Origin of the sequence: Leifsonia sp. PS1209, assembly GCF_012317045.1 — a bacterium.
In the GTDB taxonomy this organism is placed as follows: domain Bacteria; phylum Actinomycetota; class Actinomycetes; order Actinomycetales; family Microbacteriaceae; genus Leifsonia.
This window is the reverse complement of record NZ_CP051154.1, coordinates 364,038-390,041: the sequence shown is the minus strand read 5'-3', so window position 1 is coordinate 390,041 and position 26,004 is coordinate 364,038. Positions and strand designations below refer to the sequence as shown.

The window sequence follows — 26,004 nt, the reverse complement described above, 5'->3', positions numbered from 1 at the left end:
AATACTAACGGTCGTTGCCCGCGCGCCAGGCCACGTAATCGGCCACCGCCGCCCGCAGGTCGAACCGCGGCGCGAACCCGGTGGCGGCCGTGAGCCGCCGGATGTCGAGGTACGGATCGTCGCCCGCGTCGGAGGAACGCCCGTCCAGCAGGTCGACCCTGGTGCCCGGCAGCGCGGCAGCGAGCGCTTCGACCAGTTCCCGGTTGGTGTAGCGCGTGCCGCTCGACACGTTGTACGCCGTGTGCTCGAGCGTGTCGGCGGTAATCAGCAGCGCGATCGCCCTTCCGTTGTCCGGCGCGTATCCCCAATCGCCGCCGTCGTCGGCGTACAGCGGAGGCGGTTGCTCGCCCCTGCGGAGCGCTCCGACGTATGGCGGGATGATGCTGAACGGCGACTCCGGATCCATCAGCGGCCCCCAGGTGCCGCCGATGCGCAGCAGCACGGGCTGCACACCGGTCCCCGCGAGGGCGAACAGGGTGAGCGGCTCGACCGCCTTCTTGAACGCGACGATCGCGTGCGGCAGGTCCGCGAGCGGGAGCGCCAGTTCCTCGTCCCACGGGATCTCCGGGCGCCCGGTGTAGACCCCGATGCTGCTCGCGACCGCGAACCGGCGCACCGACCACGCCTGCGCCGCCTCCAGCATGGTGAGCAGCCCGGCCAGGTCGTGCCGGAAGAATGCGAGAGGGTCGCCGTCCGGGATGCTCCCGGCGAGGTGCACGATGTCCCGGATGTCGTACCGCTCCCCCAGAGCCAGAACCGCGTCCCTGTCTGTGACGTCGATCGTCTCCACCTGCACGCGCCCGGCGAGGAACGACGGGATGCGCGTGGAGCGGTGCGCGGTCACCACCACCTCCTCCCCGCTGTCGGCGAGGGCGGCGGCGGTGTGCGCCCCGATCATCCCGAGCCCTCCGGTGACCAGGATCATCGCTCGACCTCGAAGTGCAGGTGGGTGACGTCCGGCGCGGACACGACCTCCAGGATGCGCAGCCGGATGTGGCCGGGCAGTTCGTGGAAGAAGCGACGGCCGGCCCCGAGCAGGATGGGCACCTGGTGCAGGATCAGCTCGTCCACAACCCCCGCCGCGAGGGCCTCGGTCACGAGCACCCCGCCCATCAGGCCGACGTCCTTACCGCCGGCCGCGCGTTTGGCCGCAGCGACCGCATCCACGATCCCGGTGCTCACGATGGTCTGACGCTCGTTCTCCGGCGGGAACGCCGAATGGCTGAGCACCACGAGCGGGGCGGTGGGGTGCGGTGCCCCTCCCGCGAAGTCGTTGGAATCCGTGTACGTGGTGTGACCGGCGAGGGTTGCGCCCACCCGGGAGGCGAGCTCGTCGAAGACGCGAGCGCTCGGCTCTGTCAGCCGGAACCCGTCGAACACCCTGCTCTGCACCTCGCCGCTGCCGTACCAGTCGAAGAGCGCTCCGCCGTCTCCGAGCCCGCGGCCGGGACCGGGATCGCGCCCGGTGATGTACCCGTCGACGGAGACGGACAGGCCGCAGATGACTTTGCTCATGATCGAACCTCTTTCGTGTCGTGTTTCGTGGTGCCCGGATCGATCGCTTGCGGGAAGCGGAAGAAGCCGTGCGGGTCGTAGTGCCGCTTCACCTCCGCGAGACGCGCGGCGTTGCCCGCGTGGTACGCCGCGACGGGATCGGTCAGGGCGGCATCCGGGAAGTTCGGGTAGACCCGGCCGGACGCCTCCGGATGCGCTGTCGTCCACGACACGTCGACCCAGTCGTCTCCCGGCGCGGCGGCGTGCTCGAGGAGGAAGCGCTGGCCGCGGTGCGCGAAGGCCGTCTCGTGCTCGGCGACACGGTCGTATCCGCCGCCCATCGGGGTGAAGGTCAGCCGGCGCGTGCCGCCTCCCCGCTCCGCGGCGGTGACGGCGGTGGCGGTGAGCGCCGTGGCGAGCCGGACGAGCGTCCCCTCGGACAGCTCCCCGTCGAAGAACTCCGAACGGATGCGCAGCGGCTGTCCGTCCGCTGAGCGCGCGTCGTCGGCGAGCGTGTCTTTGAGAGCCGAGAACGGCATCGGCCCGCTCAGCCGCAGCTCGATCGGCACCGGCGCCGTCGCGGCGAACGCGTCCAGCAGCTCGCGGGTGTGCACCACCGGAAGAGTGGATGCGCCGGATAGGCTCACCAGAACGCCTGGCCCGCCGGATGCGCCCTCGACCGTGAGGCAGACGGTGAGTGCATCCGGAGCACCGGGAGCCCACCGCTGCCACGCCCCGATCAGCCCGGCGGCCGCATCGAGATCGAGGACGTGCGGGCGTGCATCCACCCGCACGGTGTCGGGTTCGGCGATGGTGGCGAACCGGAACGAGGTCACCACCCCGAACTGCCCTCCTCCCGCGCCGCGCAGCGCCCAGAACAGGTCGGGTTCGCGTTCGGCGTCGCAGTCGACCACCGCGCCGTCGGCGAGCACGACGCGCGCGCCGACCAGCCGGTCGGAGGTGAGCCCGGCCGAGCGGCCGAGCAACCCGATCCCGCCGCCGAGGGTGAGACCGGCGATCCCGACACCGGCGCCGCAGCCGCCGGGAAGCGTGCGACCGTGCGCGCAGAGCGCCCGGTACACCTGCCCGAGACGGGCGCCGGCGCCGATCGACGCCGTCCCGTCGCTCCGTACGTCGATCCCCGACAGTGCGGAGAGGTCGAGCACCATGCCATCCGTGCTCGACCGCCCGGCGAAGCAATGTCCTCCGCCGCGCGGGGCCAGGCGAAGGCCCGAGCGGGCGGCGTACCGGACAGCGGCGACCGCATCCCGTTCGGAGCGGCACAGCACGATCGCGCGGGGCCGCACATCGGCGAAGGCGACGTTGCGCGGCCGCCGCACGTCGTCGTATCCGGCGACGCCCGGGGTCAGCAGTTCCCCGTCGAGCGTGGCACCGAGCACTCCGAGATCGGACATGGCTCGACCATAGAAGCGGGCGGGGGTGCCCCTCTTGAACAAATCGTGCACGGGAGCCGAGCCCTGACTGCGCACGCGCGTGGGCGGACGGCTCTCGTCCGGACCTACCCCTGCAAGATCTTCACCCGACGCTGGTGCCACACGATCGGCGTCGGGAGCTCGTCGCTCATCATGGCGAGGACGCGGAGCACGATGATGTCGTGGTCGCCCGCCGGATAGCTGTGCTCCACCACGCACTCCAGCCAGGTGGGCGAGCCCTCCAGGAAGACCGCGCCGGAGCCGACCTCGGCCTTGCGCACCCCGAGGAGCCTGTTCCTCTTGTCGCGAGAGGCGAGCTGGCTGGTCTTCTCGGCGTGACCCTCTCCGAGGATGGACACTCCGATCACCGGCGCCGCCGCGAGTTGCGGCCAGGTGGTCGAGCTGCGCTGCGCTGCGAACGACACCATCGGCGGTTCGTAGGACACTCCGACCGAGAAGGACGACGCGATCATCACCACCGCCTCCCCGTCGATCGACGCGGCGAGGGCGGCGACCCCGGAGGGGAAGCCGGAGAAGGCCGCGCGCATCTCTTCCGGGTCGGTGGTGAAGTCGTACATCATGGTCATGGCGATCACTTCTCTCGAACGAAACCGAGGATGGCGGGTGCCCACGCGGCGACCCACGTGTCGAGCGAGCCCTCGTCCGCGTAGCGCGAATCGAGTTGGTAGAGGCCCTGGGCCGGGCAGATCGCCCCGAGCTCCACGAGCACCGGCTTGAGGCTGAGCTCAGGCGCGAGCGCGTGAGCGGGGCCGGCGCCGAGCATCACCGGCACTGCGACCTGACCGGCCAGGCCGGTCCCCGTCGCGAACTGGTCGAGGAAGAGCTTGAGCAGGCCGGTGTACGTGCCTTTGAACGTGGGCGAAGCGGCGATGACGATGTCCGCGCGCTGCACGTGCGCCACCGCGTCGGCGACCAGCGGGTCGCCGAACCCGAGCAGGCCGGCCCCCAATTCGGACACCTCCACGGTCGTCGACGTGGCCCCGAGGGCTGCGGCGAGACGCTCGGCGGCGTCGCGGGTGCGGGAATGGGGTTTCGGGTTGCCAACGATGACTGCTGCTGTGACCATCAGACCTTCGTCCGTTCTACTCGGTGCTGGATTTCTGTCTCTCCGTGCCGGCTTTCGGCGAGCAGCGACCGGGCGCCGCGCTCGTCCTCGCGCATCGCGTCGATCAGCTCGTCGGCGTTCGCGAACGTCCGCTGGGCGCGGATCAGTCGGTCGGTGCTCACCTCCGCGCGCAGTCCGTACAAGTCGCCGTCGAAGTCGAGGACGTGCACTTCGATCGTGTGCGCGCGACCGGGGAAGGTGTCGTTCGTCCCGATCGAGACGAGCGCAGGCAGTGGGGCCGGCCACGAATCCGCACGGAACCCACCGAAGTAGACACCGTCAGCCGGCGCGGCGACCGGATGCTCGACCGCCAGGTTCGCCGTCGGGTAACCGAGTCCGTGCCCAGCGCCCTCACCGGGCACCACGACGCCCACGAGGAGGCCGCTCACCTCGGGCTTCGGCGGCGTGAGCCGGAGCAGCGACGCTGCCACGACGCTCAGCACCCCCACGGCGGCGAGCACGCCGAGCGCGACGGCGTTGCCCGCGGCTGCGAGCACCACAGCGGTGACCGCGCTGCCGAGGACGGCGCCGAGCTGTTTCAGCGAGTTGAAGGTGCCGGAGGCCGCTCCGACCGACGACCGGTCGACCGAGGTCACCGTCGCGATCGAGAACGGCGACCAGATGAACGAGTTGGCGATACCGAACAGCGCGAACGCGACCGAGATCGTCCAGAGCGGAGCCGCCACCGCGATGAGCGCAGCCGTGCCGCCGATCGAGACGACGAGCGCCACGGCCCCGATGATCGCGACCACCCGCGGCCCGACCGAGTTGTTCATCGCGGCCGAGATCGGCGCGGCGACGAGGCAGACGACCCCCATCGGCACCAGCACGAGCGACGCGGTCAGCACAGCCAGCCCTCGGTCGTCCTGCAGGGCGAGCATGAGCGGGATGGGCGCGGAGCCGACACAGAACGCGGCGGCCGCCGCTCCCCACGACGCGGTGACGAACCCCCGGCTGCGGAACAGCGAGAGGGGAAGGAGCGCACGGTCGGCCGCTCGCCGCTGCAGCCAGATGACCGCAGCGACCACCAGAGCACCAGACACCGCCAGTGCCCAGCGCGGAACGCCCGCCACGGACGCCGACGACGCGACCGTGCCCTGGATCCCGAGCACCAGCGTGAAGAGCCCCAGCGCGTTGCCGACCATCGCCCACAGCGGGATGCGCGCAGACCGGCGCTCCGAGACGGGCACCCAGAGCAGCACCGCGACCGCCGTGATCACCCCGATCGGAATGTTGACCGCGAAGATCGCCGGCCACCCGGCTGTCCCGACCAAGAGCCCGCCGACGAGAGGACCGGCGACCGTCGCTGCCCCGCCGACCGCTCCCCAGATCCCGAGCGCGACCGCGAGTCGCGGCGCGGTGAACAGCGACCGGATGATCGTGAGGCACTGCGGGGTCATCAGCGCCGCCCCGACACCCTGTGCGACGCGCCAGCCGATGAGCCAGCCGACCGACGGGGCGACGGCGCACAGCAGGGATCCGATCGTGAACGCTGCCAGCCCCACGAGATACACGCGCCGGTGCCCGAACCGGTCGCCCAGCCTGCCCGCGATCAGCAGCGGCACTGCGTATGCGATGAGGTATCCGCTGTTGACCCAGATCGCGAGGGTCTGCGTCGCGCCCAGCCCGGTCATCATCGCCGGCAGGGCCACCGACGTGATCGTGCTGTCGAGGAGCAGCATGAAGAAACCGAGGCACAGGCTGCCGAGCGCGAGCCAGTCGCGTGTCCCCTGTCGCACGACGCCGTTCACGTCACACCGCCAGGTTCTCGCGCAGCGTCGCACCCGGATAGCGCGGGGCGAGTGCGCCCCGACGCCGCAGCTCCGGCACCAGCGACTCGCTCAGCTCGGCGAGCCCGGACGGCATGGAGAGCGGGCTCGACAGCATGTACCCGCCGCGCGACCCGGTCAGCGCGAAGTTCTCCTCGAGCGCGTCCGCCACCGTCGCCGCGTCGCCGACGATCGTGTGGTCGAGGCCGGTCGCCGCCTCCCAGCCGTGCTCGAAGAACTCCGTCCTCGACATCGTGTGCTCGCCGCCGAACTCCGCGACCAGTGCACCGACGAATCCGGCCGGGCTGGCGTTGGCGGCGACGATCTCGTCCCGCAGCTCGCCGAGGCGGAACGATGCCGGCAGCGTGGAGAAGTCGTAGCCGGCGTTGTGCGACAGCATGGTGCCGACCGCCTCGTCCGTCCAGAAGTCCACGACGGCGTCGCGGCGGGTCTGCGCCTCCTGCGCGGTGCGGCCGACGATCACCTGGGTCGCCCAGAGGATGCCGATGTGCGCGGGGTCGCGCCCTTCGGCCACGAGGGCTTCGTCGAGCATCCGGCGATGGCGCTGCTGCCCGGCGAGGTTGCCGCCGAAGCCGAAGATCAGGTCGGCGAACGACGCGGAGCCGGCGATCCCACGCGGGGAGTTGCCCGCCTGCACGATCACCGGATGCACCTGCGGGCTCGGCACCGACGCCAGCGGTCCCTTGACGGTGAAGAACTGCCCGTCGTGGTCGATCGCCCGCACCTTCGACGGGTCGGCGAACCGGCCCGTCGCCCTGTCGCGGATGATCGCATCCGGGGCCACCGAGTCCCACAGGGCACGGCAGACGCCGATGAACTCCTCCATGCGCTCGTAGCGCAGGTCGTGGTCGATCAGCTGCGCGTATCCGTAGTTGGCCGCATCCGCGCCGCGGCTCGACGCCACGACGTTGAACGCGATCCGGCCGCCGGTCACGTGATCGAGCGAGTTGAGCAGGCGCGCGACGTAGAACGGGTGCATGAACGTCGACGAGTACGTGAGCCCGAACCCGATGTTCTCCGTCACCGTCGACATGGCGGCGATGATCGGCGACATGTCCTGGCGCGGCCACTGGATGCCCCACTCCACGGCAGGGTCGATGCTGCCTCGCCACGTGCTGGGGATTCCAGAACCGTCGCCGAAGAAGAGCATGTCGACGCCCGCGCGCTCTGCGGTGCGGGCCACCTCCATGTACATGCGCACGTCGGGGAACTGCTGGCCGACCCACGACCCCGGTTGCGTCCAGCGGCCCTCGGTGTGGGTGAAGGAGAGGTCGTACGCGATGTGCATGCCGCTCACGATGTGGCCTTCTTCCAGAGGCCGACGACCTCGTCCACGTCCGAGATCACGGCGACGTTGAGTTCGAGCTGAGTCAGCGCGGCCTCGTGGACCGCCAGGTCGTACGCCGCTGTCGCGTCCCTCGGCACCACGACGGGCCAGTCGAGCTGCATCGCATCCTGTGCCGTTGCGTCGACGCAGCACTCGCTGGTGAGCCCGACGATGGTGAGCCAGTCGTAGCCGTTCGCCCGCAGCCGCTCGTCGAGGTCCGTGCCGAGGAAGCCGCTGTATCCGCGCTTGACCACCCGGAGCTCGTCGGCGGCGGGCTCCATCCGGTACCACTCGGCGCCGGCTGTCCCGACGATGCACGGCTCGGTCTCGCCCATCGGTGCGTCGTAGTCGCCTTCGCGCAACCAGTTGCTGGACTTCCACGGCCGGGCCGGATCGCTGCCGAGCTCCACCCAGACCACCGGCACGCCGAGCTCCCTGGCACTGTCGACCAGCGCCGCGATGCGGGAGACGGTGGCGTCGAGCCCGGCGACGACCTCGTCGGTCAGGCCGTACGCACCGAGCGCAGCCGGGTCGCCGAAGTCGCGCTGCACGTCGACGACCACCAAGGCCGGCTTGCTGCCGGGGGCGGTGAGCCGGCCGAACTGGGCTTCGCGGAGGGCGCTCATCGGGTTCCCGCCTCGTCGTGCGCGCGCAGAGCGGGGAGAACGGTCTCGCCGAACAGCACCATGTCCTGGTCGTATTCGGGGAAGATCAGCATCAGCCCGTCGAGGTCCGCCTCGCCGACGATGTACTGGATGTGCTCCGTCACGGTCTGAGCGGACCCGGCGACGTACGCCGTCTGGAACGCGGCCTCACCGACAGCGCCGGATGCCCAGGCCCGCGCCTGGTCCTCCGGCACACCCCAGGATGCGCGCATGTTGGCCAGCGCTTCGCGGTCGACGCCTGCTCCCCACTCCTTCACCTTCTTGTCGGCGAGCGCATCCGTCTCGTCCTGCACGACGGTGAGCATCGAGTACGTCTTGCAGGTCCGGCCGTTGGCGGCTGCGCGGGCGTGAACGTCGGCGGAGAGTTCCGTCATCTCCTCCAGGCTGTCGCCCGCGAGGAACGCGCCGTCGGCGAAGCGGGCCTGGAACGCCCGCGCGGCCTCCGATTTGCCCGCGCTGATGATGGTGGGCTGCGACGAGGGGTGCGGCCGCGATTCGCAGTCGACCAGGTCGAAGTAGGGGGTGTGCATGGTCACGGAGTCCTCGCTCCAGAGCCGGGTGACCGCTTCGGTCCACAGCTCCGTCATCGCGTACCGGTCGGCGTGACTGAGCGTCTCGTCCCAGATGCCGAACTGCTCGAACTCGCCCGCGTACGCGCCGTTCACGATGTTCATGCCTGCGCGACCGCCGGAGACGTCCTGCAGGGTGGCGTACATCTTCGCCGCGACGGCAGGGTTGTGCACGTTGGCGTGCATCGTCGCCCAGATCTTGACGCGATCGGTCGCTTCGGCGAGCGCCGACATCATCGTCATGGATTCGAGAGAGCGGCCCCAGTGGTCGGTGGTGCCACCGAATCCGCGCCATTTGGCCATCGACATGATGAAGTCGAGTCCGATGTTCTCGGCGTGCAGCGCGGCTCGCTTGTTCCAGGCGTATGAGGCTTCCGGATGCGGGGCGGTGGTCGAGAGCATCCATCCCCCGTTCCCGATGGGGAGGAAGATTCCATAGTCTTTCGCTGACATTCTGCGGGCCTTTCGGTGCGGTTCCGTGCTGGTGCTGAGGCTGGTGGTACCCGGGGCGGGGAGGCGTTTCCCCGCCCCGGGGTCGGTGCTGTCCGGGCTACGGCGCGGGCCAGATGAGGGCGTCGCCCTTGTAGATGGCCTTGATGTACGAGTCGTCGAACCAGTCGGCGGCTTCGGTCCCGGTCACGCCGGCCGGCACGATCTCGAACTGGTGCAGCATGTCGACGAGCTTCGTGATGTTCTCCGCATCCATCCCGCCGAGCGGCTGGCCGGGAGTGGGGTTGTCTGCGACGACCTGGGTCTCGGTCTTCCAGATGGTGGCGTTGAGCTTCGTGTCGTAGGTCGCTCCGCCGGACAGGTCGGCCGCGAAGCCGACACATTTCTCGATGTTCGCGTCATTGGCCGTGCAGTATTCGTAGGCGTGCAGCGCGGCCCGGAGGACGTCCTGCACCGCGGTCGGATGCGCCTTGGCGAACGCCGGGTTCACCGCCATCGCACCGAGCGAGCTCGGGATGCCGTACTTCACCGGCTGCCAGACGGTGACCTTGTCCCCGGCCGCTTTGAGCTGGTTGGGCTCGTTCGAGATGAATCCGGTGAGGGCGGCGAGGCCGTCCTGCTTGCGAGGAAGCACCGACGGGTCGTAGCCCTCCTTGACCAGCTTCAGCGAGTTCCAGTCGACGCCGGCCTTCACCATCATCGCTTCGACGGAGGCGGGCACGTAGCCCTTGTGGCCGACGACCTGACCGTCGAGCTGCGTGAGGTCGGTGATGCCGGGGTTCGTCATCAGGATGTCGAGCCCAGCGTTCGAATAGGAGGAGATGCCCTCGATGTCGATGCCGTTCGCCCTGGCCTGGATGAGGTCCTGCTGGGAGATGGCGGACACGGTCGCCTGGCCGCTCGCGAGGAGCTTGGTGTTCTGGGCCGTGTCGCCGCTGCCCGGCTTGAGCTGCACATCCAGGCACAGGTCGGAGAAGTAGCCGAGCTTGCTCGCGGCGATGTATTCGAGGATCGACGCCGACGACTGGAACTGGTATCCGGAGAGGTAGTTGATCGTTCCGGCTGCCTTGTTCTTCGCGCAGCGGTCGGCGGAGATCGCGCTGCCGGCCGATGCGGAATCTGCCGGGGCGCCGGAGCTGCACGCGGCGACGCCGAGTGTCAGGACGACAGCGGCGACGGTCGCGAGACCGGTCTTGATGAAGCGGTGCTGCATGGGTCACTCCTTCGGGGATGGGTGGTGCAGGGGGGGGTGCAGGGGTGCTGTGGGTGGGTGGAGACACGGGACGACCGCCGTTGCCGCGGGAGCGGCAGCGTGAGGTGGTCGGTGAGCGGCGGTCGGCTAGTCCGTCGAGCTCTCGTGCCAGTGCAGGACGCGCCGCTCGATCAGCGTGATGAGTGCGAGCAGAAGGACGCCCATGACGGCGAGGACGAAGATCGAGGAATACACGACGGCGAGCTGGTTCATCGACGATGCGACGCTGATGACCGTGCCGAGTCCGCCCGTCGAACCGGATGCGGAGAGCTCGGCCACGACGGCGCCGATGATCGAGAGCGGGAAGACGATGCGCAGCGCGGCGAAGATGTACGGCAGGGCGTTGGGCACCCGCAGGTGCACGAGCATCTCGAGCCGGGAGGCGTTCATCGTCTTGTACACCTGCATCACCTGCTGCGGCACGGACCGGAGGCCCACCGCGGTGTTGATCAGGATCGGGAAGAAGCAGATCAGGGCCGTGATGATCAGTTTCGGCAGCGGCCCGAAGCCGAACGCGACGACCAGCGCAGGAGCGATGGCGACGAGCGGCGTGACGTTGAGCACGACGGCGATCGGCATGATGGCTCTCCGCGCCACCGGCAGCTCGCTGATGAGCACGGCGACCACGAAGGCCGCGACGAAGCCGATCGCCAACCCGGCGGTCGCCTCCCCCAGCGTGATCAGCGCGTTGCCGAGGTAGTAGCCGAGGTTGCCCGCCAGCGAATCGCCGATGGCCTGCAGCGGCGGCAGCAGGTACGGCATGGATGCTGCGCCCCACTGCCAGAGGACGGCGAGGACCGCGAGCATCACCACCAGCGGCAGCCAGACGGCCGGCCGGATCCACGCGATCCGCGACCGGGGATGCTTCAGGCTGAACCGCGAGAGCTCGGCAGGCGGCTCGACCTCGACGTGCTGCGACACGGGGACCCGATTCGTTGCGACAGTCATCTCGATCTCCCTCACGCCGCATCCGTCGATCGCCACGCGGTGTGCAGGCGATCTCTGATCAGGTCTTCGTATTCGTGGAACCGGCGCTCTTCGAACAGTTTCTGGTTGCGCGGGCGGGGCAGGTCGATGTCGATCACATCGACGATGCGCCCCGGTCGCGGCGCCATGACGACGACGGTGTCCGACATGCGCACGGCTTCGGAGACGGAGTGGGTCACGAACACCACGGTCGTCTTCAGCTCATCCCACAGGTCGAGCAGCTGGTCCTGCAGGCTCTCGCGCGTGAACTCGTCGAGCGCGGAGAACGGCTCGTCCATCAGCAGCACATCCGGTTGCAGCCCGAACGCCCGCACGATGGCGACCCGCTGCTGCATCCCGCCGGAGAGCTGGGCGGGGAGCTTGTCGGCGGCCTCGGCGAGTCCGGCGCGGTCGAGCAGCTCGAGCATGTCGGGGGCGCCGCTCCCCTCCTGGCGGGTGGCCAGGTCGCCGATGCGCTCCCGCCGCTTGGCAGCGCCAGGGTTGATCTTCCGCGGCAGCGTCACGTTCTTGAGCACGGACAACCACGGCAGGAGTGCCGGGGTCTGCGGAACCAGCCCGATCAGTTTCGCCGCTCCGGCCTCCGCGGGCGTCACGTCGTGCACCCGCACGTCTCCGCGATCGGCGGTCTCGAGGCCGGCCACGATCCGGAGGAGCGTCGACTTGCCGCATCCACTCGGCCCGATCAGGCTGACGAACTTCCCCGGTTCGATGGACAGCTGAACGTCGTTCAGCGCGATCATCGCCGACGGGCCGTATCCGTAGACCTTGCCGACGGAACTCAGCTCTACCGCTGGTGTAACCATTCGCACCCTCCATACCGTGTACGGACACACATGCCCGTTCCCAGATGGCGGAGAGCGTGCGTAGCGAGTTCGATGTCTGCCACGCGGAGTCCGCTTGTTATGACCCCAACCTATTCAGGCCGTGTTTCGTGCAGCAGCACCGCAAGATTGCGCGCACGTTAACTCTGGCGGGGCAGCGAGGCCACCTCACGGCCGTCGAACACGTAGACCTCGACGCCGAGGTCGGCGGCAGCGACGGCCACCCAGCCGTTCAGCGCCTGGGCGGTCAGCGCGGTGACCACGAGCACGGCGCGCTCCACCTCGGGAACGCTCGACCGCAGCCAGAGGAGCTTGAACATGTCGGCCATCACCTTGTTGCGATACGACGGCTTGTACGCGCCCTGGTTCGCCACGAGCTGCACCACGACGGTGCCGGCCGGATCCATCCCCTCGACTTCGACCCTCGTGCCGCCCGCCAGGGTGAGCGACCGCGGGCGCAAGGCCACGCCGACGCGGTGACTGAGTGCGACGAGCATCTCCCGCTCGATCGAACCGTCGGTGAATCGCCGCCACTCCCCAGACCCGCTCGTATTCGACGAGGACATGGCGCAAGCGTAGATGCGCGACGTTTCACGGGTGTTTCCGCCCGATCGCGGCCGCCGCGCTATCGTCGTACCGTGTCAGAGTCAGCTCCCGTCATCGTCGAGTTCACTCACGCCGGTGCGACACTGATCGCCGAGGAGCGCGGCGACGGGCGCCCGGTCTTCCTGCTCATCCACGGGATCGGGATGGGCCGCAAAGTCTTCGACGGACTCGTCGACATCCTCGCCACCCACGGCCGCGTCGTCGCCATCGACCAGCCCGGATACGGGGACGCCCCCGAGCCCCCGCGCACCCCGACGATGGAGCGGACGGCCGACCTCCTCGCCGCCTACCTCCGCTCGCGCGACCACGGCCCCGTCGTGGCGATCGGCCATTCGATGGGCACGCAGATCGCCACGGAACTGACCGTGCGGCATCCCGCACTCGTCGAGCGACTGGTGCTGGTCGCGCCCACGGTGGACCCGAGCGCGCGCCGGCTGGCGCCCCAGCTCTGGCGGCTGCTCCGCGACCTCGCCCCGGAGAAGCCTCTCGTCCTCTACCGCGGCGGCCGCGAATACCTGCGCGCCGGCCCGAACCTCCGGCGCAAGCTGCACGCCATGCTGGTGCACCGTCCGGAACTCGCCTACCCACGGATCGCGGTGCCGACGCTCGTGCTGCGCGGCGCCGACGACCGGGTCTGCCCGCGGCCCTGGTGCACGGAGGTGGCGGAGACCATCCCGGGCGCCCAGTACCTGGAGGTTCCCGGCCACCGGCACGAGACGATGATCCGAGAACCGCGCGAAGCCGCGGTGAGGATCCTGGCGTTCCTGGCGCGTGCGGCCGACGGTGCTGCGTGACTATCGGCGAACGCGCTCGGGCTCGGTGACGGCGACGCCTGCCTGGATGAGCTGACGACGGAGGCCGGCGACGCCCTCGAAGAGGTGGGTTCGTATCGAGAGAGCGTCGGCGCCCACCAGTTTCGAGGCGGAGTCGTCGGTGAAGAACACGTCCTCCGCCCCGACCCCGAGGGCGTCGAGGACGTGCCCGAAGGCACGGACGTCGGGCTTCACGTACCCGATATCGGCCGAGTTGAAGACGGCATCGAACCTGTTGCCGATACCCATCGCGGCGATCTCGGCGTGGATGGTGTCCGTCCCGTTCGTGAGCACGGCCGTCCTCAGCCCCACGGCGCGGATCTCGTCGGAAAGCTCCAGAAGTTCCTCATCGACGACCGGCGATTGAGAACCCCATTCCTCCGCGGCCGCCGCGCTGCCGACCAAGGCGCCGACCCGACGCATCCAGTCGGCTCTGCTGATTCGACCGGTTGTGACGTCGTCGATCAGTGGCTGCGCGAACGCGATGCCTTCGAGCGTTCCCGCCTCAAGCCCGTGTCTCTGTTCGATGTCTGCGGCGTGCGCCGGGTCGAAGTGCCGAATCACGCCGTCGAGGTCGAAGAGCACTACGCGGATCATCCAACGATCCTCTCGCAAACGCCCGGATCGGTGAAACGGCTACTGACGGTGGGCGCCGCGGCGACGGGACAGGACGAGCGTGAGGAGGGTGCCGAACACGACCAGGGCGGCACCGCCGACCCACCAGACACCGTCCGCGTTGGAGCCGGTGTTCGCGAGTTCGCCTGCGCCGGTTGTCGGGGTGGCAACATCCTGCGGGGTCACTGGGGTTGCCGGCGTTCCTGGCGTTCCCGGCGTTCCCGGGGTTCCCACGACGGCCGCAGGGGTGATCGTCGTCGTGTAGATGGCCGACACGTCGGGCGCGACCCCGTTCGTCGCCGTGATCGTGTACGTGCTGCTGCCCGCCCCTGTCGGGGTGCCGGAGATCTCACCCGTCGCCGTGTTCAGCTGAAGCCCGGCCGGGAGGGTGCCTGCAGTCACGGCGAAGGTGGCTGCCGGCGTTCCGGATGCGGTCACGTCGAACGTGTACGGCGTTCCCACGACCCCGTCCGTCGGTGTGCCCGAGGTGATCGCCGGGCTGCCGGTGACGACGGGCGCGGCGGGAGCCGCGCATCCACTGGGCAGCGTGACCGTGTTGTCGTCGAGGGTGACGGCCGCGGTCCGAGCGAGCAGGCGTCCGCTGACGGCGGCGCCGTTGGTCGCGGTGATCGACTGGTCGGCCATGATCGTTCCGACGAAGAGAGACGAGCTCCCGAGCGTGGCCGAGCTTCCCACCTTCCAGAACACGTTGCACGACGAGGCTCCGCCGGTGAGCGTGATCGTGCTCGCGGACCCGGTGATCAGGGTGCTCGCCGCCTGGAACACCCAGACCGAGTTCGCGCTCCCGGCGAGGGTGAGGTTGCCGGTGAGAGAGAGCGCGCCGCCCGAGTAGACGCCCGGTGTGAGCGACTTGCCCGTCAGATCGCCGAGCCCCGACGTGGTCGGCGTCAAACCGGCCGCCGAATTGAATGCTGTCGTCAGGTCTGCCTGCGCCTGACCCGCGAATGCGTCGGTCTGGTGCAGGGTGCCCGTGAAGCTGCCAGCGGGAGGCCCGGTGAAACCGGTGACCGATGTGCCGGGGCTGACGCCGACATCCGCGTTGATCACGGAGGGGCCGGTGTTGGTCACCGCGCTCCCGCCGAGAACGCCGAACGACGTGGCGTCTCCCAGGTCGATGGGGCCGCTGATTGTGGTCGCGGCCTGGGCCGCGCCTCCGGCGACGAGAGCCAGACAGCCGCCGGCCGCGATCGAGAGCACGATCAAACCGGAACGAATACGACGAGAACGATGCATAGTCACACGCAATCCCTCAGTTGGGAAAGGGTTATGAACAGAATGCGATACCGCCCGGTCTGCCTCTACTAACTGATGTCTATCATGTAACGCTCTGGTCGCCTAGCAAAGGAGAGCAACTCTCAGGAACCGTCCGACGACCGCCCGCGAGGATCAGAAGTCGAAGAGGCCCCGAACGGTTCTTCGTCGTCTCCGGTATCCCGCGGATCGAACTGGACGGTCTCGACGGAGATCACACCTGGCTCCGCAGGGTGATGAGCACACTCACCGCTCGATTGCCGACCACGGTGAAGCTCACGAACCGCCCTGGCGAGGCACTGGCCGCCTCTATCCGGTCCTGCAGATCCTCAATATCCTGGCCCTGCGCCAGCAAGTAGCCGGTTCGACTGATGGCCACGGTCGTCCGAACCTGGACGACGTCGTGTCGACCATCCGCATCGTCAGCTGACTGCGCTTCTATGCCTTGCGATCCGCCTGCGCCGAACGTCACGGCGGAGGGCGTGGGATTCGAACTCTAGCCGCGGGTCAGCGGACAGCTTCTCGTCTTCCAAGATCCCCGGAACCACGGTGATTCGTAGTTGTCCTCGATGTTCTTCAATTGGCTCCAGTTTCGCCCGAGTGTTGTCAAATTGTTGTCATACGGGCCCGCTAGGCAGGGCTATCACTGCCTCCCTTACCCGAGGACCGCGTAGCGCAAATAGGCGATCCAGCAGTGGGTGCCGATAACCTCCATTTGGAGAAGTCACCAAAGGGGTATGTTATGGATCTTTCGCAGGAAGAGGCGCGCCGGCTGCGGATCCTGGCTGCATTATTCGAGCTTGCTGGGCACCACACGGCGAGCGATGTTTCACTCGCCGAGTTGAACGACAAGCTCATCCAAATGCGTGACCTCGGTTCGTTCGATCTGCAGGACGAGTGTCGCCGCATGAAGTACCGTGGGTGGGTCGACTTCTTTGACTCCCTTGCCGGAATCGGTGGGGTAATCGTCACCCCGAAAGGAGCCGACGCCTATCAGCAATTCGATACGTTCCGCAGATCGGTGGTCGCTCGACGCAAGCAACTCCGCGACACGTACTTACGTTGGATCTACGAGGAACAGGAGGAGGGTCGCGCCCCCACGCCGGCTGGCTTCTTGAATGGGGAACCAAACTTCCTAGGCGTCGTTTATACCGAAGACGACATCCAACGTGTAGGTGACTGGCTGGAGCAGGAAGGCTTCGTCGAGGGGCCGGGAGCGTGGGGCCATGGCGGGCCGCTGCGCCCACGAGTGACGACCAAGGGCTCACGGAGGGTAGAGAACGGGACAAGCGTGAATGATGAATCCCAGGATGGAGTCGTGCATCACTCAACGGTGATTAACGGCAATGCAAACATCGCCAATAACAGCTCGCATTTCTCGCAGACCATCCATACACCCCCGAGCGAATGGCTTTCGGGAGCGATGGAGCTTTCGTCGCTCCTTCAGCAGTCCATGCCTGTACTTCCCGAGAGCGTTAGGCGTGACGTCTCTTCCGAGCTCGAGCTTCTTGATGGGGAGATCGCAGGGTCAGCTGACCTGGGGAGAGTCCACAGTATTGTCTCCCGGATTGGCCAGTTCCTCGATAAGGTCGGCACTAACGTTCTGGCGGCAGTTATCAGCAGGCAGGTGAACGACTTTCTTTCTGGTTTACCCCAGTAGGCGACAACTCACCGAAGCGCGGCCGCAGGGTTCTCTGCAAGTCTGCGCCATGCTGCAAGAGCGGCTTCAAGGTACGTAACACCGATCTCGTAGACAGTTGCGAGCAGGTCGACATTGTTCGCTATTCGAGAGAGGCCTCCGTCCTTGTCAATCCAGGTGTGCTCGAGCAGAGCGAGGGCAACCTGAGGGTTTGAATGCGCAATTCCGCTGCAAATCCGCCAAGCTTCGAGCCCCGAGATTTGGCCGGTATTGACGTGCCGGTCGGCGATCATCAGCACCTCGGTGATCGAGGGCATGTTTTCGATCGAACCTTGGCGAGCCGGACCGGCTGCCTGGATCTCGAGAAGGCGATCCTCGATCTCTAGAAGGTGGTTGCGATCGTCGCCGGCGACACGCATCAACGCGGCGGCGTCGCTTGCCGAATCCCAGGACAACCGGAGTGAATTCTTGACTCGCTTGATGCGAGTACCCCCGGTCGCTAGCCAGACCGCATAGGCGCTAGCTTCAATCGCGCTGCGGATAACGGAGTACTCGGCCATTACTGCAAGATCCTGTCGGGTACTGATCGCGTCTCGCACGAATCGTAAATGATCTACGGAAACGAGTGCGAAGTAGGCGAGCTGGTAGCTAATCGGGTTGTACGGCGTGAGTTCGTCATCGCGCTCCAACGTGGAACCCGAGGCGTTCGATACGACGGTCCGCCCGGACTCGATGAGGCTAGTCAGCCTGTCGAACGCATGTTGCAGCACCGCGCCGGCGGCTTGAGCTGCGGCGGACTCGAACGCGTCTAGGCGTGTGTACCTTGGTGAATACTGCTCCTCCATGCGGTCCCAACTCCGACTGACCGGTATCTGCGCGGCGGATGAAAGCTTATGAATTTGCCCGTCAGTCGTCTAAGGCTTCTGCCATTGCGCGGGCGAGTTGGCCGGCGTTTCCGCTTCGCTGGGCGCTCAACGCCTTCCGCACGCGATCGCGGCTGAAATTCGACGGGGCCCCAGCGGATACCGCCACCCAGTATGGGTGAGATTCGAGGGCCGCATCAATGCGGGCGATTCTGCTTAGTATCCAGTCGATCTCCTCGGCAGTCAGGCTCGGCTTCCAGAGCATGAACTGGTCGGTGGGTGAGCCATCCTCCGTGGCCAGAGCGACCACGTCAGGAAGGACTTCGACATACATTCCGTCGGCGGCGCGACCGGCGCCTCCATGCAAGAGGGGGTTTCTGAATCGGGAAGCCATGAGACTCAGGTCGCTCTTCGCGCTCCCGATCGAGACATCAGCGAACGCTACGTCGAATTTGACGGCCCATGATTCTCGCAGTAGCTCGCTTACGGCGAATCCATCTTCGGAAGCGGCAGACGAGTACGCGGCGAGGAGGACCGATACATGCTCGATGTAGGCGAAGTAAGACGCTACGAGAGCAGTAGCCACGTGTGCAATCTCCCCGGCCCTTTGCTGCTCATTCTGAAACTCCGAAAAGTAGCTCATTGTGTCTGCAATGAAGTCGGGTGCCGGGACCTGTTTTCCACTCTCGAAGTCGTGAACCGTAAACGTCGACCTGTCGACCTCAGGCATCGGTGCACCTCGGAGGCCTCGCAGCTGCGCAATGAAGTAGTTGACCATCCCCCGGTAACGGAAGAACTGGTTGACAACCTCCACTGCATTGACGCTGATTCCAGCATCGATAGCATCCCTCAGACCGTTCTGATGCAGGAACCTCAAAGCCTTCGTCAACTGCTTGCCGAGTTGGTCTGCGAGCCGCGCGCCTTCATCTTCCCCAATCCAGAAGTCGGCCCAGAGGCCGGATCGACCAAGCTGAAGTCGACATTCCTCGCCACGGTACCGCAGTCGGTAGACCCAGTCGATTTTGTCGAAGCGTCCTTCGTAACGTGCCCCTACACCGGCGCGAAGCATCAGAGCGACGAGGTCTCCAGCTGATGCGAGAGGCGTCGGTAACGAGTGTCTGGCGGGTTCGCCATCCGGGTCTTCTCGTGGTCGGGCAAAGTTCCGGAGGAAGTTTGATCTCAGTCTCATCAGCCCTTCAACTAGCCCCCGCACATGCGAAGGAATTGCTGGCTGGCCATCTTGTTCGGAGCTGGTTAGCTTTGCTTCTGCTGCCGGCTGATCGTCAGCATCTAGCTGTAAGCGCGCCTCTCGATATCGAGTCCATCCCGTCGTCGCAGTTGCGATCACTGACCCGAAGGTGACCAGCGGGATAGCGAACACGAGCGGGTCAAATTGCTCACCGCTGCCGAGCTTGAGGCCGCTCGCGCTCCAAGCTAGGGTCGCGGCCAACAACAAAATCCATGCCCAAAGCACGCCTCGGGCGACTTCGGTCGCTTTCGCGTACTCAGCCGACGGAAGGTTGCGAAGCTTGAACGCCCAGACTGTGAGGACAATTGCTACGGCAAACGCGGGCACGAAAAGCGTCAGAACGACAACAAGCTGCGTGCGGTCTCCTGAGGTGGAAAGCTGCAGCAACATCCATGCGTCCAGAGCGACCGGCAGCAAGAATGCGAAAGGTATGTACTTGCCCGGATAACGCTCCGCAAGTCCAACCGCGAGCGCGGCGGTCGCAACGCTCAACCCCGCCGCCCACCAACCAGGTGCGACAAGGGCTGCGAGTATACCAACGGTCGCGGCAGCTGCTCCGGACAGCGCAAACGCAAATATGTATACTCGACGCCGCGGTGAGGCTGACGCGTTCCCACGGTTCGGCATCAGCTGATATGCGAGACCGATGAGAACTCCAGCGGTAAAGGAGTATGGCAACCGTTGCCAACCGCTCAGATTTGGCACGACGAACATCGCGAGGCCCAGGGCGACACCGACCACGCCGACGATCCAGGCACATAGGATTCGCCACTTACGAGATCTCCGCCATCGTCGAACTATCGCCTTCGTCGCCCAATCAACGATTTGCCGCTGCTCCGCTTGGGAAGTACGCGCCATCATCTTCTCCAAGTCAGCTATGGCCGTCATCACCACCCTGACACGACACGACGGTGGAAGATCAGCGACCCACTACCCGCTTACTGGGGTCAATCCGGGGCCGACGTCCGCAACTTCTGCGAACTCAGTACCGCGTTACAACGGATCGCATCTGCAGGCCCGTGCGGGGATCACGCCCGACCTGCCAACGAGCCTTCTGCTCTTCTGGGCTCACGATCGAACCGTCAGGAGCGGTAATCGGAGCCAGGAAATTCGGCATCCCCAAGCTCAGCGCACATGCGTCGATCGCGTGTTGAAGCTCGTCGTAGTATCCGAGCGGCCACCGCTCGGCGCGCTTGATCGTGAAGTGGTCGACCCGGTACATCATCAGCGTTTCGTGGGTGCGCTGATGCACCGCCGGCCCGTACTCGATCACGAAATGGATGCGCGTTCCAGCGTCGGCGACGACTAGCCAGACGCGCTCTCCGGCCTGCAGAACCCTCATGACCCACCACCCAAACATTCGAACATATGTTCTATTGTGGCCAGTAAGACCGACACCCGCTACCCGATCGGAGGAACTGGTCATGAGCATTGCTCCCGCCGCTGACATCGTCCACATCTGGACCGATTCCGGGACCCCGAACCGGCTCGTTTGGCGCGATCACCGCTACCGCGTCATCGCAGCTGAACCCGTTCGCTCTTCCGCAGTACACGACGCGCTCACCCACCCCGCCGAGCGGCTCGTCGGGTGGTCAATTGTCGCCATCTCAGACCAGGACCCCTCCGAAGTCCGTTCGATGCAGTTGCAGTCCGTCGGCACCGGCTGGGTGCTGGTCGACGTCGACCCCGCCTGACGGTGGGACAGAACAGCCGCTACCCGGGATCCGGGATGGACCGAGTGATCGAGCAAATCGTCACCCGGCCCCGACCCGTCTGGCTGACCGAAGAGGAGGTCGATCTCGACCACGACCCGGCCGTCGTTGCTACCGTGCCAGCGCCGGCGATTGCGTACGTGCGCTTCCACGAAGCGGTTGTGCGACCGGAAGTTGAGGTGGTGGCGTGGAACGAGCACGCCGTCCGCGTTCGGTTCACCGCCCGCGATGGCCAGACCCACGAAGGGTGGGTGTGGAAGGACGCCGTCCGCTCGAAACCACCGCGGACGATCGAGCGTCGACGCTGACCCCACTGTTCGATGCACCTTGTCACCTCACCTGGTTGGTTGGTGTGCCGTGAAGCCTGCGGCGATCGTTCGGTCGCGCACCCTGCGCGCAAGCCCCTGACGGGGCCGACTGGCGTCGCCCTACCGGGTGGCACTCCGGGCGGGTCTCCCTGATCGGCACTGCGTGCCTTCACGGCACACCAACCAGCAGGGAGGAAACGATCATGAGCACCCTCATCAGTGACAGCAACGAGCTCATCCACTTCACGGCCGTGTTCAGCAAACACGACCTCACAGCCGACCTGGCACCCCGGCTCAGCTGCATCGAAGTCGAAGCCCTCGCCGGCCTCCTCCGAGCACTCGGAGAACCCGCCGCCGCCAACACCTGGATCCAAGAACACGCCACCGACGACGAACTCGGCGACGCCCACTATCAAGGCGACACCCTCGAGTATCTGGTCCCGATCGACCCGATGGACGACCTGGGCTGCGACAGCTGCCAATAACAACCCGCGAGCCCACGCCAATCTGGCGCGGGCTCGTCTCATGTGACGGGCAGAGGTGAATGAGCCGCGAGCGGCGCCGTGTTTGTTGGGTTGTCCGTCTGCCTGGCCGTCGATCGTAGTTCACTCCCGCGGGCTGCGTTCCGGGCTTTCGCGGCATATCCTCACTCGCTGCGCTCCCTGCGGTATTCCACTGTGAGTCTTGGACTGGCTGGTCTGGGACTGGCTGGCAGGGTTGATGTTGGTCGTCTCGCCCGGTTCGTGACTCATATTCCACGTGGCCTCGACAGAGTGCCTTCGGGTCGACTTGTCCGTTCGGGGCGGGGCGGCTGGCGTTGGCCCGGCCCACGTCGGTGGCTTGATTAGAAGCTTGTCCAACCCCGTCAGGGTTGTGGCCCCTCACAGTGTTGCCCCGAAGTGATTTCCTCCCGGATCAGCGCCGGCCGCGTCGCGGCCGTTCGAAGGACCCCTAGAGAGAGGAGGCGGCCGCTGTGACTATCGTTGCGCACTCCCGCCCGTATGTCGTCGGGGTGGACTGCCACGCCCGCACCCACACCTACGTCGTCATCGACACCAGCACCGGGCAGCAGCTGGGTTGTCAGCAGTTCCCCACCAGCACGGCCGGCATCGCCCGAGCGATCGCATGGGCCGGCCGCGGAACCGGCGGTGACGCCGAGACGTTATGGGTGATCGAGGGCGTCGGCAGCTATGGCGCCGGCCTGGCCCGCGCGGTCACCAATGCCGGCTATCAGGTAGCCGAGGCGCCGCGGATGAACGCCCGCGTCCGCCGCGGAATCGGGAAGTCCGACCCGTTGGATGCCCACACGATCGCCGCCACCGCCCTCAGCCTCGAGGAGACTCAGCTGCGGACGCCGCGAGAGGGCCAAGGCGCCCGCGCTGCGCTGCGGACGCTGGTCGCCGCGCGTGACCAACTGAGCCACGAGCGCACGATGAACATCAACGCGCTCACTGCGCTGCTTCGCGTGAACGACCTCGGAATCGATGCCCGCAAACCTCTCAGCGCAGCGCAAGTGAGCACCGTGACCCGATGGCGGGAACGGGATGAACCCTTGGAAGCGGTGATCGCTCGGGAAGAGGCCGTCCGTCTCGCCCGTCGCGTTCACGAACTCACCGAGCAGCTGGCAGCGAACCTGAATCGCATGACCGGACTGATTCAGACCAGCCCCGCCGCTCCGCTTCTTCAGATCACCGGGGTTGGGCCGGTCACCGCTGCAATCGTGCTCACCGCGTGGTCCCACCCCGGCAGGGTGCGCTCCGAGGCCGCCTTCGCTGCCCTCGCCGGCGTCAGCCCCATCCCCGCATCCTCGGGCAACACCACCAGGCATCGTCTCAATCGCGGAGGCGACCGACGTCTCAACAGGGCGCTCCACACGGCCGTGCTCGTCCGCATGGTCCACGACCCCGAAACCCGCGCCTACGTCGAAAACAGGCTCCAGGAAGGACGCAGCCGACGCGAGATCCGACGGGCACTGAAACGCTACCTCGCCCGAAGCGTTTATCGATCACTCAACGCGCTCCACCAGCCAGTGCTGACGACTTGACAGATATAGAAGCGTCGCTGCGCTCGCTCCGGTATTTCACGGTCTCTTGCTCATTCACCGTCGGCGCTGTTTCGGCAAGAGCGCCGAACGGCAAATGAGTTGATATGAGAGAGGAGTGCGCCGTGACCGCGAACGTCACCTTGTATGTCGAGTCCGGGTCCGCAACAAGCGACAAAACCAGAGCAGCAATAGACAGCGCCGGCATCGTCCATGAGATGGTACCGGTGAGCGCGAACGACTGCCCCCTGCAGGCCGCAATCACCCGCAGTGTGCCCTTCTCCCACCATTCGGAGTCGCGACGTGTGAACCGCCACGCGACAGCCGCCGCAGACAGAATTTCGATTGTCGAGTCGAGACCGAAGCCGATCAGCGCCGCCGATGATGCGGCGGCGCCCGCGGCGATCGCGACAACGGCCTCGACCAGTTATAGATGATGGTCGCAGCGACGATCCCGGATTCGGTGCTGGAGGACGTGCCGGCGCTCGTCGGCAAGTGCGGGACTCATGGCCGTCATGCGAAGGTGCAGTTCTCTTCGGCGCAGCAGCCAGATTCGACGTAGAGCACGACACGCAGTAGCTCGTCGAGCGCTGGCGTGAGATGACCGTCAGCGAGCCGGTACCAAGTGCGTCGACCGTCCGGACCGAAGTTTTGCCAAAAGGGAGCGGTGGCGGCTGGTGTGACCTCGTTCTGGCCAAAAGTGGTCGGCACGATCAGCTTCGGGCGCGGTTTCGTTTCTGCCTGATGCGTCCTTTGTGTCGGGCTTCAGACGTAGCTGCAGATTAGTTCCGCGTCACACCGGGTTGGATCCCCGGCGTTGGCGGCCTCGTGGAAGCTGGCGACCGTGGCGCGCAGCGCGGTGAGCTCGGCGATCTGAGCGTCCAGGCGCTCGAGTTCGTTGCCGAGCAGCGTCACGACGTGGCGGCAGGGCGCCGTGCCGGCGTCCCGCAGGCGGAGGATCTCGCGGATCTGGGCCAGGTTCAGTCCGGCGGCCCGCCCTCGGCGGATGAACTGCAGCCGGCCCACGGTTTCCTCTCCGTAATCCCGATAGCCGTTCGGGGCCCGCTCCGGATACGGAAGCAGTCCCTCGACTTCGTAGAACCGCAGCGCCTTCGTTGTCATGCTCGCCGCTGCCGCGGCCTCACCGATTCGCATCTGACCCTCCCGGAGCCCCACCTGACCGTCCAGTATAGGGGAAAATGGGGGATGTCGTGCGCGCGTGCCGAATACGTTGAGGAACGGCCAGGCGGTCACTTCCTTGGCGCACGATGTTGCGACGGGGACCGCGATCGTCACGACCCGGCGCTGCGCAACCCGAGAGGCCTCGACGTGAACACGGTGCGTGGCCTGGGACGGGAGCGAGGTGGGCATCATTTGAGCCGCCCGAGCTGCTGCTGGAGTTCTCGCAAGTGCTCGGCACGGGGGGTTGACCTTGCCTTATAGGGCAAGGCGCATGATGGGGGAAATCGAAGCATCTGCACCTCGTATTCAGGAGTCCTCATGACCAACAGCGCACCCGCCGAGTTCGATCTGGCGGTGATCGGCTCCGGAGGCGGTGCCTTCGCCGCCGCGATTCGGGCGACCAACCTTGGCAAGCGAGTCGTGATGATCGAGCGGTCGACCGTCGGCGGTACCTGTGTGAACACCGGTTGTGTGCCCTCAAAGGCACTAGTCGCGGCCGCCGAGGCACGCCACGTCGCGTTGGACGCCGCCCGGTTCCCGGGGATCGACGCGTCCGTGGAGCCGGTGGATATGCCGGCGCTGATCGAGGGGAAGCGGGTGCTGGTGGAGGGGATGCGCTCGGAGAAATACGTCGATCTGATCGGCGAGTACGGCTGGGAGCTGCTGCAGGGCGACGCCACCTTCACCGGATCCCCCGACGACCCGGCGCTGACCGTCACGGACTTCGAGAGCCGCCAGGTTCCCGTTCGTGCTGAGCAATATCTGGTCGCGACCGGATCACGGCCGTGGGCACCGACGGTCGAGGGGCTGGCGGAGGTCGACTTTCTGACCTCGACGACGGCGATGGAAGTGTCGGAGGTTCCGGAATCGTTGCTGGTCCTCGGTGGCGGACCGGTGGCGATCGAGATGGCGCAACTCTTCTCCCGCCTCGGATCGAAGGTGACCATGCTGGTCCGGTCGCGACTGGCCTCCACGGAGGAGCCGGAGGTCGCCCGCGCACTTGCGGCGGTGTTCGCCGACGAGGGTATCCGGGTGGTGCGTCGCGCCGCGCTCACCTCCGTGAGCGCCGACCCGACGACCGGCGAGATCCTCGCGACGGCCACCGTCTCGGGCGGCCGCGAGGAGTTTAGGGCGGCACGGCTTCTCGTCGCCACCGGTCGCCGGCCCGTAACCGAGGGACTGAACCTCGAGGCAGTAGGTGTGCAGACCGGGGATCTTGGCGAGGTCGTCGTCGACGATGAACTCGCGACCTCGAACCCGCGGATCTGGGCAGCGGGCGACGTGACCGGGCATCCGGAGTACGTCTATGTCGCCGCGGCGCACGGTGCACTCGTGGCCGAGAACGCGTTCAACAACGCCGGCCGCAAGATCGACTACGGGCACCTGCCCCGCATCATCTTCTCCAGCCCTACTGTCGCCGCTGTCGGGATGACGGACAAGCAAGCCAACCACTCCGGGGTCCGCTGCCGCTGCCAGGTGGTGCCGCTGGAGTACGTGCCCCGAGCGATCGTGAATCGCGACACCCGCGGCTTCATCAAGATGGTCGCCGAAGCAGACACCGGCCGCATAGTCGGACTCACCGCTGTCGGGAAAGAAGCGGCCGACCTTGCCGCGGCCGGGGTCTACATCCTCGAAGCCGGCATGACGGTTGACCAGGTCGGCAAGCTCTGGAGCCCCTATCTGACCATGGCCGAGGGTATCAGGATCGCCGCGCAGTCCTTCAGCACCGACGTCAGTAAGCTCTCCTGCTGCGCCGCGTAACCCCTTGTTCCTTCATCACACCAACAACGA

General features: G+C 66.8%; 29 protein-coding genes. 9 read left to right on the top strand and 20 right to left on the bottom strand.

Features of this window, described 5'->3' with window-relative positions:
• Window positions 1-4 precede the first annotated feature (4 nt).
• The 13 genes from HF024_RS01980 to HF024_RS01920 form a co-directional block, all read right to left on the bottom strand.
• Window positions 5-925 (bottom strand): NAD(P)-dependent oxidoreductase, encoded by a 921-nt coding sequence (locus HF024_RS01980; RefSeq protein WP_168688451.1) that lies wholly within the window; start codon window positions 923-925, stop codon window positions 5-7.
• Window positions 922-1,515 (bottom strand): dihydrofolate reductase family protein, encoded by a 594-nt coding sequence (locus HF024_RS01975; RefSeq protein ID WP_168688450.1) that lies wholly within the window; start codon window positions 1,513-1,515, stop codon window positions 922-924. Before HF024_RS01975 ends, HF024_RS01980 begins: the two co-directional genes overlap by 4 nt.
• Window positions 1,512-2,909, bottom strand: coding sequence for an FAD-binding oxidoreductase (locus tag HF024_RS01970; protein ID WP_168688449.1), 1,398 nt, complete (start codon window positions 2,907-2,909; stop codon window positions 1,512-1,514). Before HF024_RS01970 ends, HF024_RS01975 begins: the two co-directional genes overlap by 4 nt.
• 104 nt (window positions 2,910-3,013) lie before the next feature.
• Entirely contained in the window at window positions 3,014-3,514 is a 501-nt protein-coding gene (locus HF024_RS01965) for a flavin reductase family protein (protein ID WP_247597256.1), read from the bottom strand.
• A 5-nt stretch (window positions 3,515-3,519) separates the two neighbouring features.
• Complete coding sequence (locus HF024_RS01960) at window positions 3,520-4,014, bottom strand: NAD(P)H-dependent oxidoreductase (protein ID WP_085369930.1); 495 nt, start codon at window positions 4,012-4,014, stop codon at window positions 3,520-3,522.
• Entirely contained in the window at window positions 4,014-5,792 is a 1,779-nt protein-coding gene (locus HF024_RS01955; RefSeq protein WP_168688448.1) for an MDR family MFS transporter, read from the bottom strand. Before HF024_RS01955 ends, HF024_RS01960 begins: the two co-directional genes overlap by 1 nt.
• A 13-nt stretch (window positions 5,793-5,805) precedes the next feature.
• Window positions 5,806-7,131 (bottom strand): NtaA/DmoA family FMN-dependent monooxygenase, encoded by a 1,326-nt coding sequence (locus tag HF024_RS01950; RefSeq protein WP_247597397.1) that lies wholly within the window; start codon window positions 7,129-7,131, stop codon window positions 5,806-5,808.
• A gap of 5 nt (window positions 7,132-7,136) precedes the next feature.
• Complete coding sequence (locus HF024_RS01945; RefSeq protein WP_168688446.1) at window positions 7,137-7,796, bottom strand: isochorismatase family cysteine hydrolase; 660 nt, start codon at window positions 7,794-7,796, stop codon at window positions 7,137-7,139.
• Window positions 7,793-8,857 (bottom strand): LLM class flavin-dependent oxidoreductase, encoded by a 1,065-nt coding sequence (locus tag HF024_RS01940; RefSeq protein WP_168688445.1) that lies wholly within the window; start codon window positions 8,855-8,857, stop codon window positions 7,793-7,795. The genes HF024_RS01945 and HF024_RS01940 overlap by 4 nt, the downstream gene beginning before the upstream one ends.
• A gap of 97 nt (window positions 8,858-8,954) precedes the next feature.
• Window positions 8,955-10,067 (bottom strand): ABC transporter substrate-binding protein, encoded by a 1,113-nt coding sequence (locus HF024_RS01935; protein ID WP_168688444.1) that lies wholly within the window; start codon window positions 10,065-10,067, stop codon window positions 8,955-8,957.
• A 126-nt stretch (window positions 10,068-10,193) separates the two neighbouring features.
• Window positions 10,194-11,054 carry an ABC transporter permease gene (locus HF024_RS01930; protein WP_168688443.1) on the bottom strand — a complete coding sequence of 287 codons (861 nt, stop codon included), beginning with the start codon at window positions 11,052-11,054 and terminating at the stop codon, window positions 10,194-10,196.
• 11 nt (window positions 11,055-11,065) lie between these two features.
• Window positions 11,066-11,896 carry an ABC transporter ATP-binding protein gene (locus tag HF024_RS01925; RefSeq protein WP_085369546.1) on the bottom strand — a complete coding sequence of 277 codons (831 nt, stop codon included), beginning with the start codon at window positions 11,894-11,896 and terminating at the stop codon, window positions 11,066-11,068.
• Between the two features lie 158 nt (window positions 11,897-12,054).
• Window positions 12,055-12,480 (bottom strand): hypothetical protein, encoded by a 426-nt coding sequence (locus HF024_RS01920; protein WP_168688442.1) that lies wholly within the window; start codon window positions 12,478-12,480, stop codon window positions 12,055-12,057.
• A gap of 72 nt (window positions 12,481-12,552) precedes the next feature.
• On the opposite strand from HF024_RS01920, the gene HF024_RS01915 reads away from it, so the two are divergent.
• The gene (locus tag HF024_RS01915; RefSeq protein WP_247597255.1) at window positions 12,553-13,314 is read left to right on the top strand and encodes an alpha/beta hydrolase; all 762 of its coding nucleotides are present in this window, start codon (window positions 12,553-12,555) and stop codon (window positions 13,312-13,314) included.
• Here the strand turns inward: HF024_RS01915 and HF024_RS01910 are convergent, their stop codons facing one another.
• The 3 genes from HF024_RS01910 to HF024_RS01900 all read right to left on the bottom strand — a co-directional run bounded on the left by HF024_RS01910 (window position 13,315) and on the right by HF024_RS01900 (window position 15,691).
• Window positions 13,315-13,929 (bottom strand): HAD family hydrolase, encoded by a 615-nt coding sequence (locus HF024_RS01910; protein WP_168688441.1) that lies wholly within the window; start codon window positions 13,927-13,929, stop codon window positions 13,315-13,317. It lies immediately after the preceding gene.
• Between the two features lie 39 nt (window positions 13,930-13,968).
• A complete protein-coding gene (locus HF024_RS01905; protein ID WP_168688440.1) occupies window positions 13,969-15,165 on the bottom strand; it encodes an ice-binding family protein in 1,197 nt (398 codons plus the stop codon).
• Window positions 15,166-15,433: 268 nt separating this feature from the next.
• Complete coding sequence (locus tag HF024_RS01900) at window positions 15,434-15,691, bottom strand: hypothetical protein (RefSeq protein ID WP_247597254.1); 258 nt, start codon at window positions 15,689-15,691, stop codon at window positions 15,434-15,436.
• A gap of 270 nt (window positions 15,692-15,961) precedes the next feature.
• On the opposite strand from HF024_RS01900, the gene HF024_RS01895 reads away from it, so the two are divergent.
• Complete coding sequence (locus HF024_RS01895) at window positions 15,962-16,879, top strand: hypothetical protein (protein ID WP_168688439.1); 918 nt, start codon at window positions 15,962-15,964, stop codon at window positions 16,877-16,879.
• Between the two features lie 8 nt (window positions 16,880-16,887).
• On the opposite strand, the gene HF024_RS01890 is transcribed toward HF024_RS01895, so the two are convergent.
• The 3 genes from HF024_RS01890 to HF024_RS01880 all read right to left on the bottom strand — a co-directional run bounded on the left by HF024_RS01890 (window position 16,888) and on the right by HF024_RS01880 (window position 20,312).
• A complete protein-coding gene (locus HF024_RS01890; RefSeq protein ID WP_021762915.1) occupies window positions 16,888-17,703 on the bottom strand; it encodes a hypothetical protein in 816 nt (271 codons plus the stop codon).
• Between the two features lie 61 nt (window positions 17,704-17,764).
• On the bottom strand, window positions 17,765-19,858 hold the full coding sequence (locus HF024_RS01885; protein ID WP_179603904.1) for a hypothetical protein: 2,094 nt from the start codon (window positions 19,856-19,858) through the stop codon (window positions 17,765-17,767).
• A 94-nt stretch (window positions 19,859-19,952) separates the two neighbouring features.
• A complete protein-coding gene (locus HF024_RS01880) occupies window positions 19,953-20,312 on the bottom strand; it encodes a hypothetical protein (RefSeq protein WP_155829011.1) in 360 nt (119 codons plus the stop codon).
• A gap of 82 nt (window positions 20,313-20,394) precedes the next feature.
• Between HF024_RS01880 and HF024_RS01875 the strand changes: the two genes are divergently transcribed.
• The 6 genes from HF024_RS01875 to HF024_RS19960 all read left to right on the top strand — a co-directional run bounded on the left by HF024_RS01875 (window position 20,395) and on the right by HF024_RS19960 (window position 23,593).
• Window positions 20,395-20,664 (top strand): hypothetical protein, encoded by a 270-nt coding sequence (locus tag HF024_RS01875; protein ID WP_021762912.1) that lies wholly within the window; start codon window positions 20,395-20,397, stop codon window positions 20,662-20,664.
• Window positions 20,665-20,708: 44 nt separating this feature from the next.
• Window positions 20,709-20,990 (top strand): hypothetical protein, encoded by a 282-nt coding sequence (locus tag HF024_RS01870; RefSeq protein ID WP_168688438.1) that lies wholly within the window; start codon window positions 20,709-20,711, stop codon window positions 20,988-20,990.
• Between the two features lie 203 nt (window positions 20,991-21,193).
• Window positions 21,194-21,475 (top strand): hypothetical protein, encoded by a 282-nt coding sequence (locus HF024_RS01865; RefSeq protein WP_021762910.1) that lies wholly within the window; start codon window positions 21,194-21,196, stop codon window positions 21,473-21,475.
• A gap of 488 nt (window positions 21,476-21,963) precedes the next feature.
• Window positions 21,964-23,034 carry an IS110 family transposase gene (locus HF024_RS01860; RefSeq protein ID WP_168688437.1) on the top strand — a complete coding sequence of 357 codons (1,071 nt, stop codon included), beginning with the start codon at window positions 21,964-21,966 and terminating at the stop codon, window positions 23,032-23,034.
• 122 nt (window positions 23,035-23,156) lie between these two features.
• The gene (locus HF024_RS01855) at window positions 23,157-23,468 is read left to right on the top strand and encodes a hypothetical protein (RefSeq protein WP_155829054.1); all 312 of its coding nucleotides are present in this window, start codon (window positions 23,157-23,159) and stop codon (window positions 23,466-23,468) included.
• Complete coding sequence (locus HF024_RS19960; protein WP_281727841.1) at window positions 23,465-23,593, top strand: hypothetical protein; 129 nt, start codon at window positions 23,465-23,467, stop codon at window positions 23,591-23,593. The genes HF024_RS01855 and HF024_RS19960 overlap by 4 nt, the downstream gene beginning before the upstream one ends.
• Before the next feature lie 203 nt (window positions 23,594-23,796).
• On the opposite strand, the gene HF024_RS01850 is transcribed toward HF024_RS19960, so the two are convergent.
• Window positions 23,797-24,186, bottom strand: a complete 390-nt coding sequence (locus tag HF024_RS01850) for a heavy metal-responsive transcriptional regulator (protein WP_039922792.1) — start codon at window positions 24,184-24,186, stop codon at window positions 23,797-23,799.
• Window positions 24,187-24,531: 345 nt separating this feature from the next.
• Here HF024_RS01850 and merA point away from each other — a divergent pair, with 345 nt between their 5' ends.
• A complete protein-coding gene (gene merA / locus HF024_RS01845) occupies window positions 24,532-25,974 on the top strand; it encodes a mercury(II) reductase (RefSeq protein ID WP_168688436.1) in 1,443 nt (480 codons plus the stop codon).
• The last annotated feature ends 30 nt before the right edge of the window (window positions 25,975-26,004 follow it).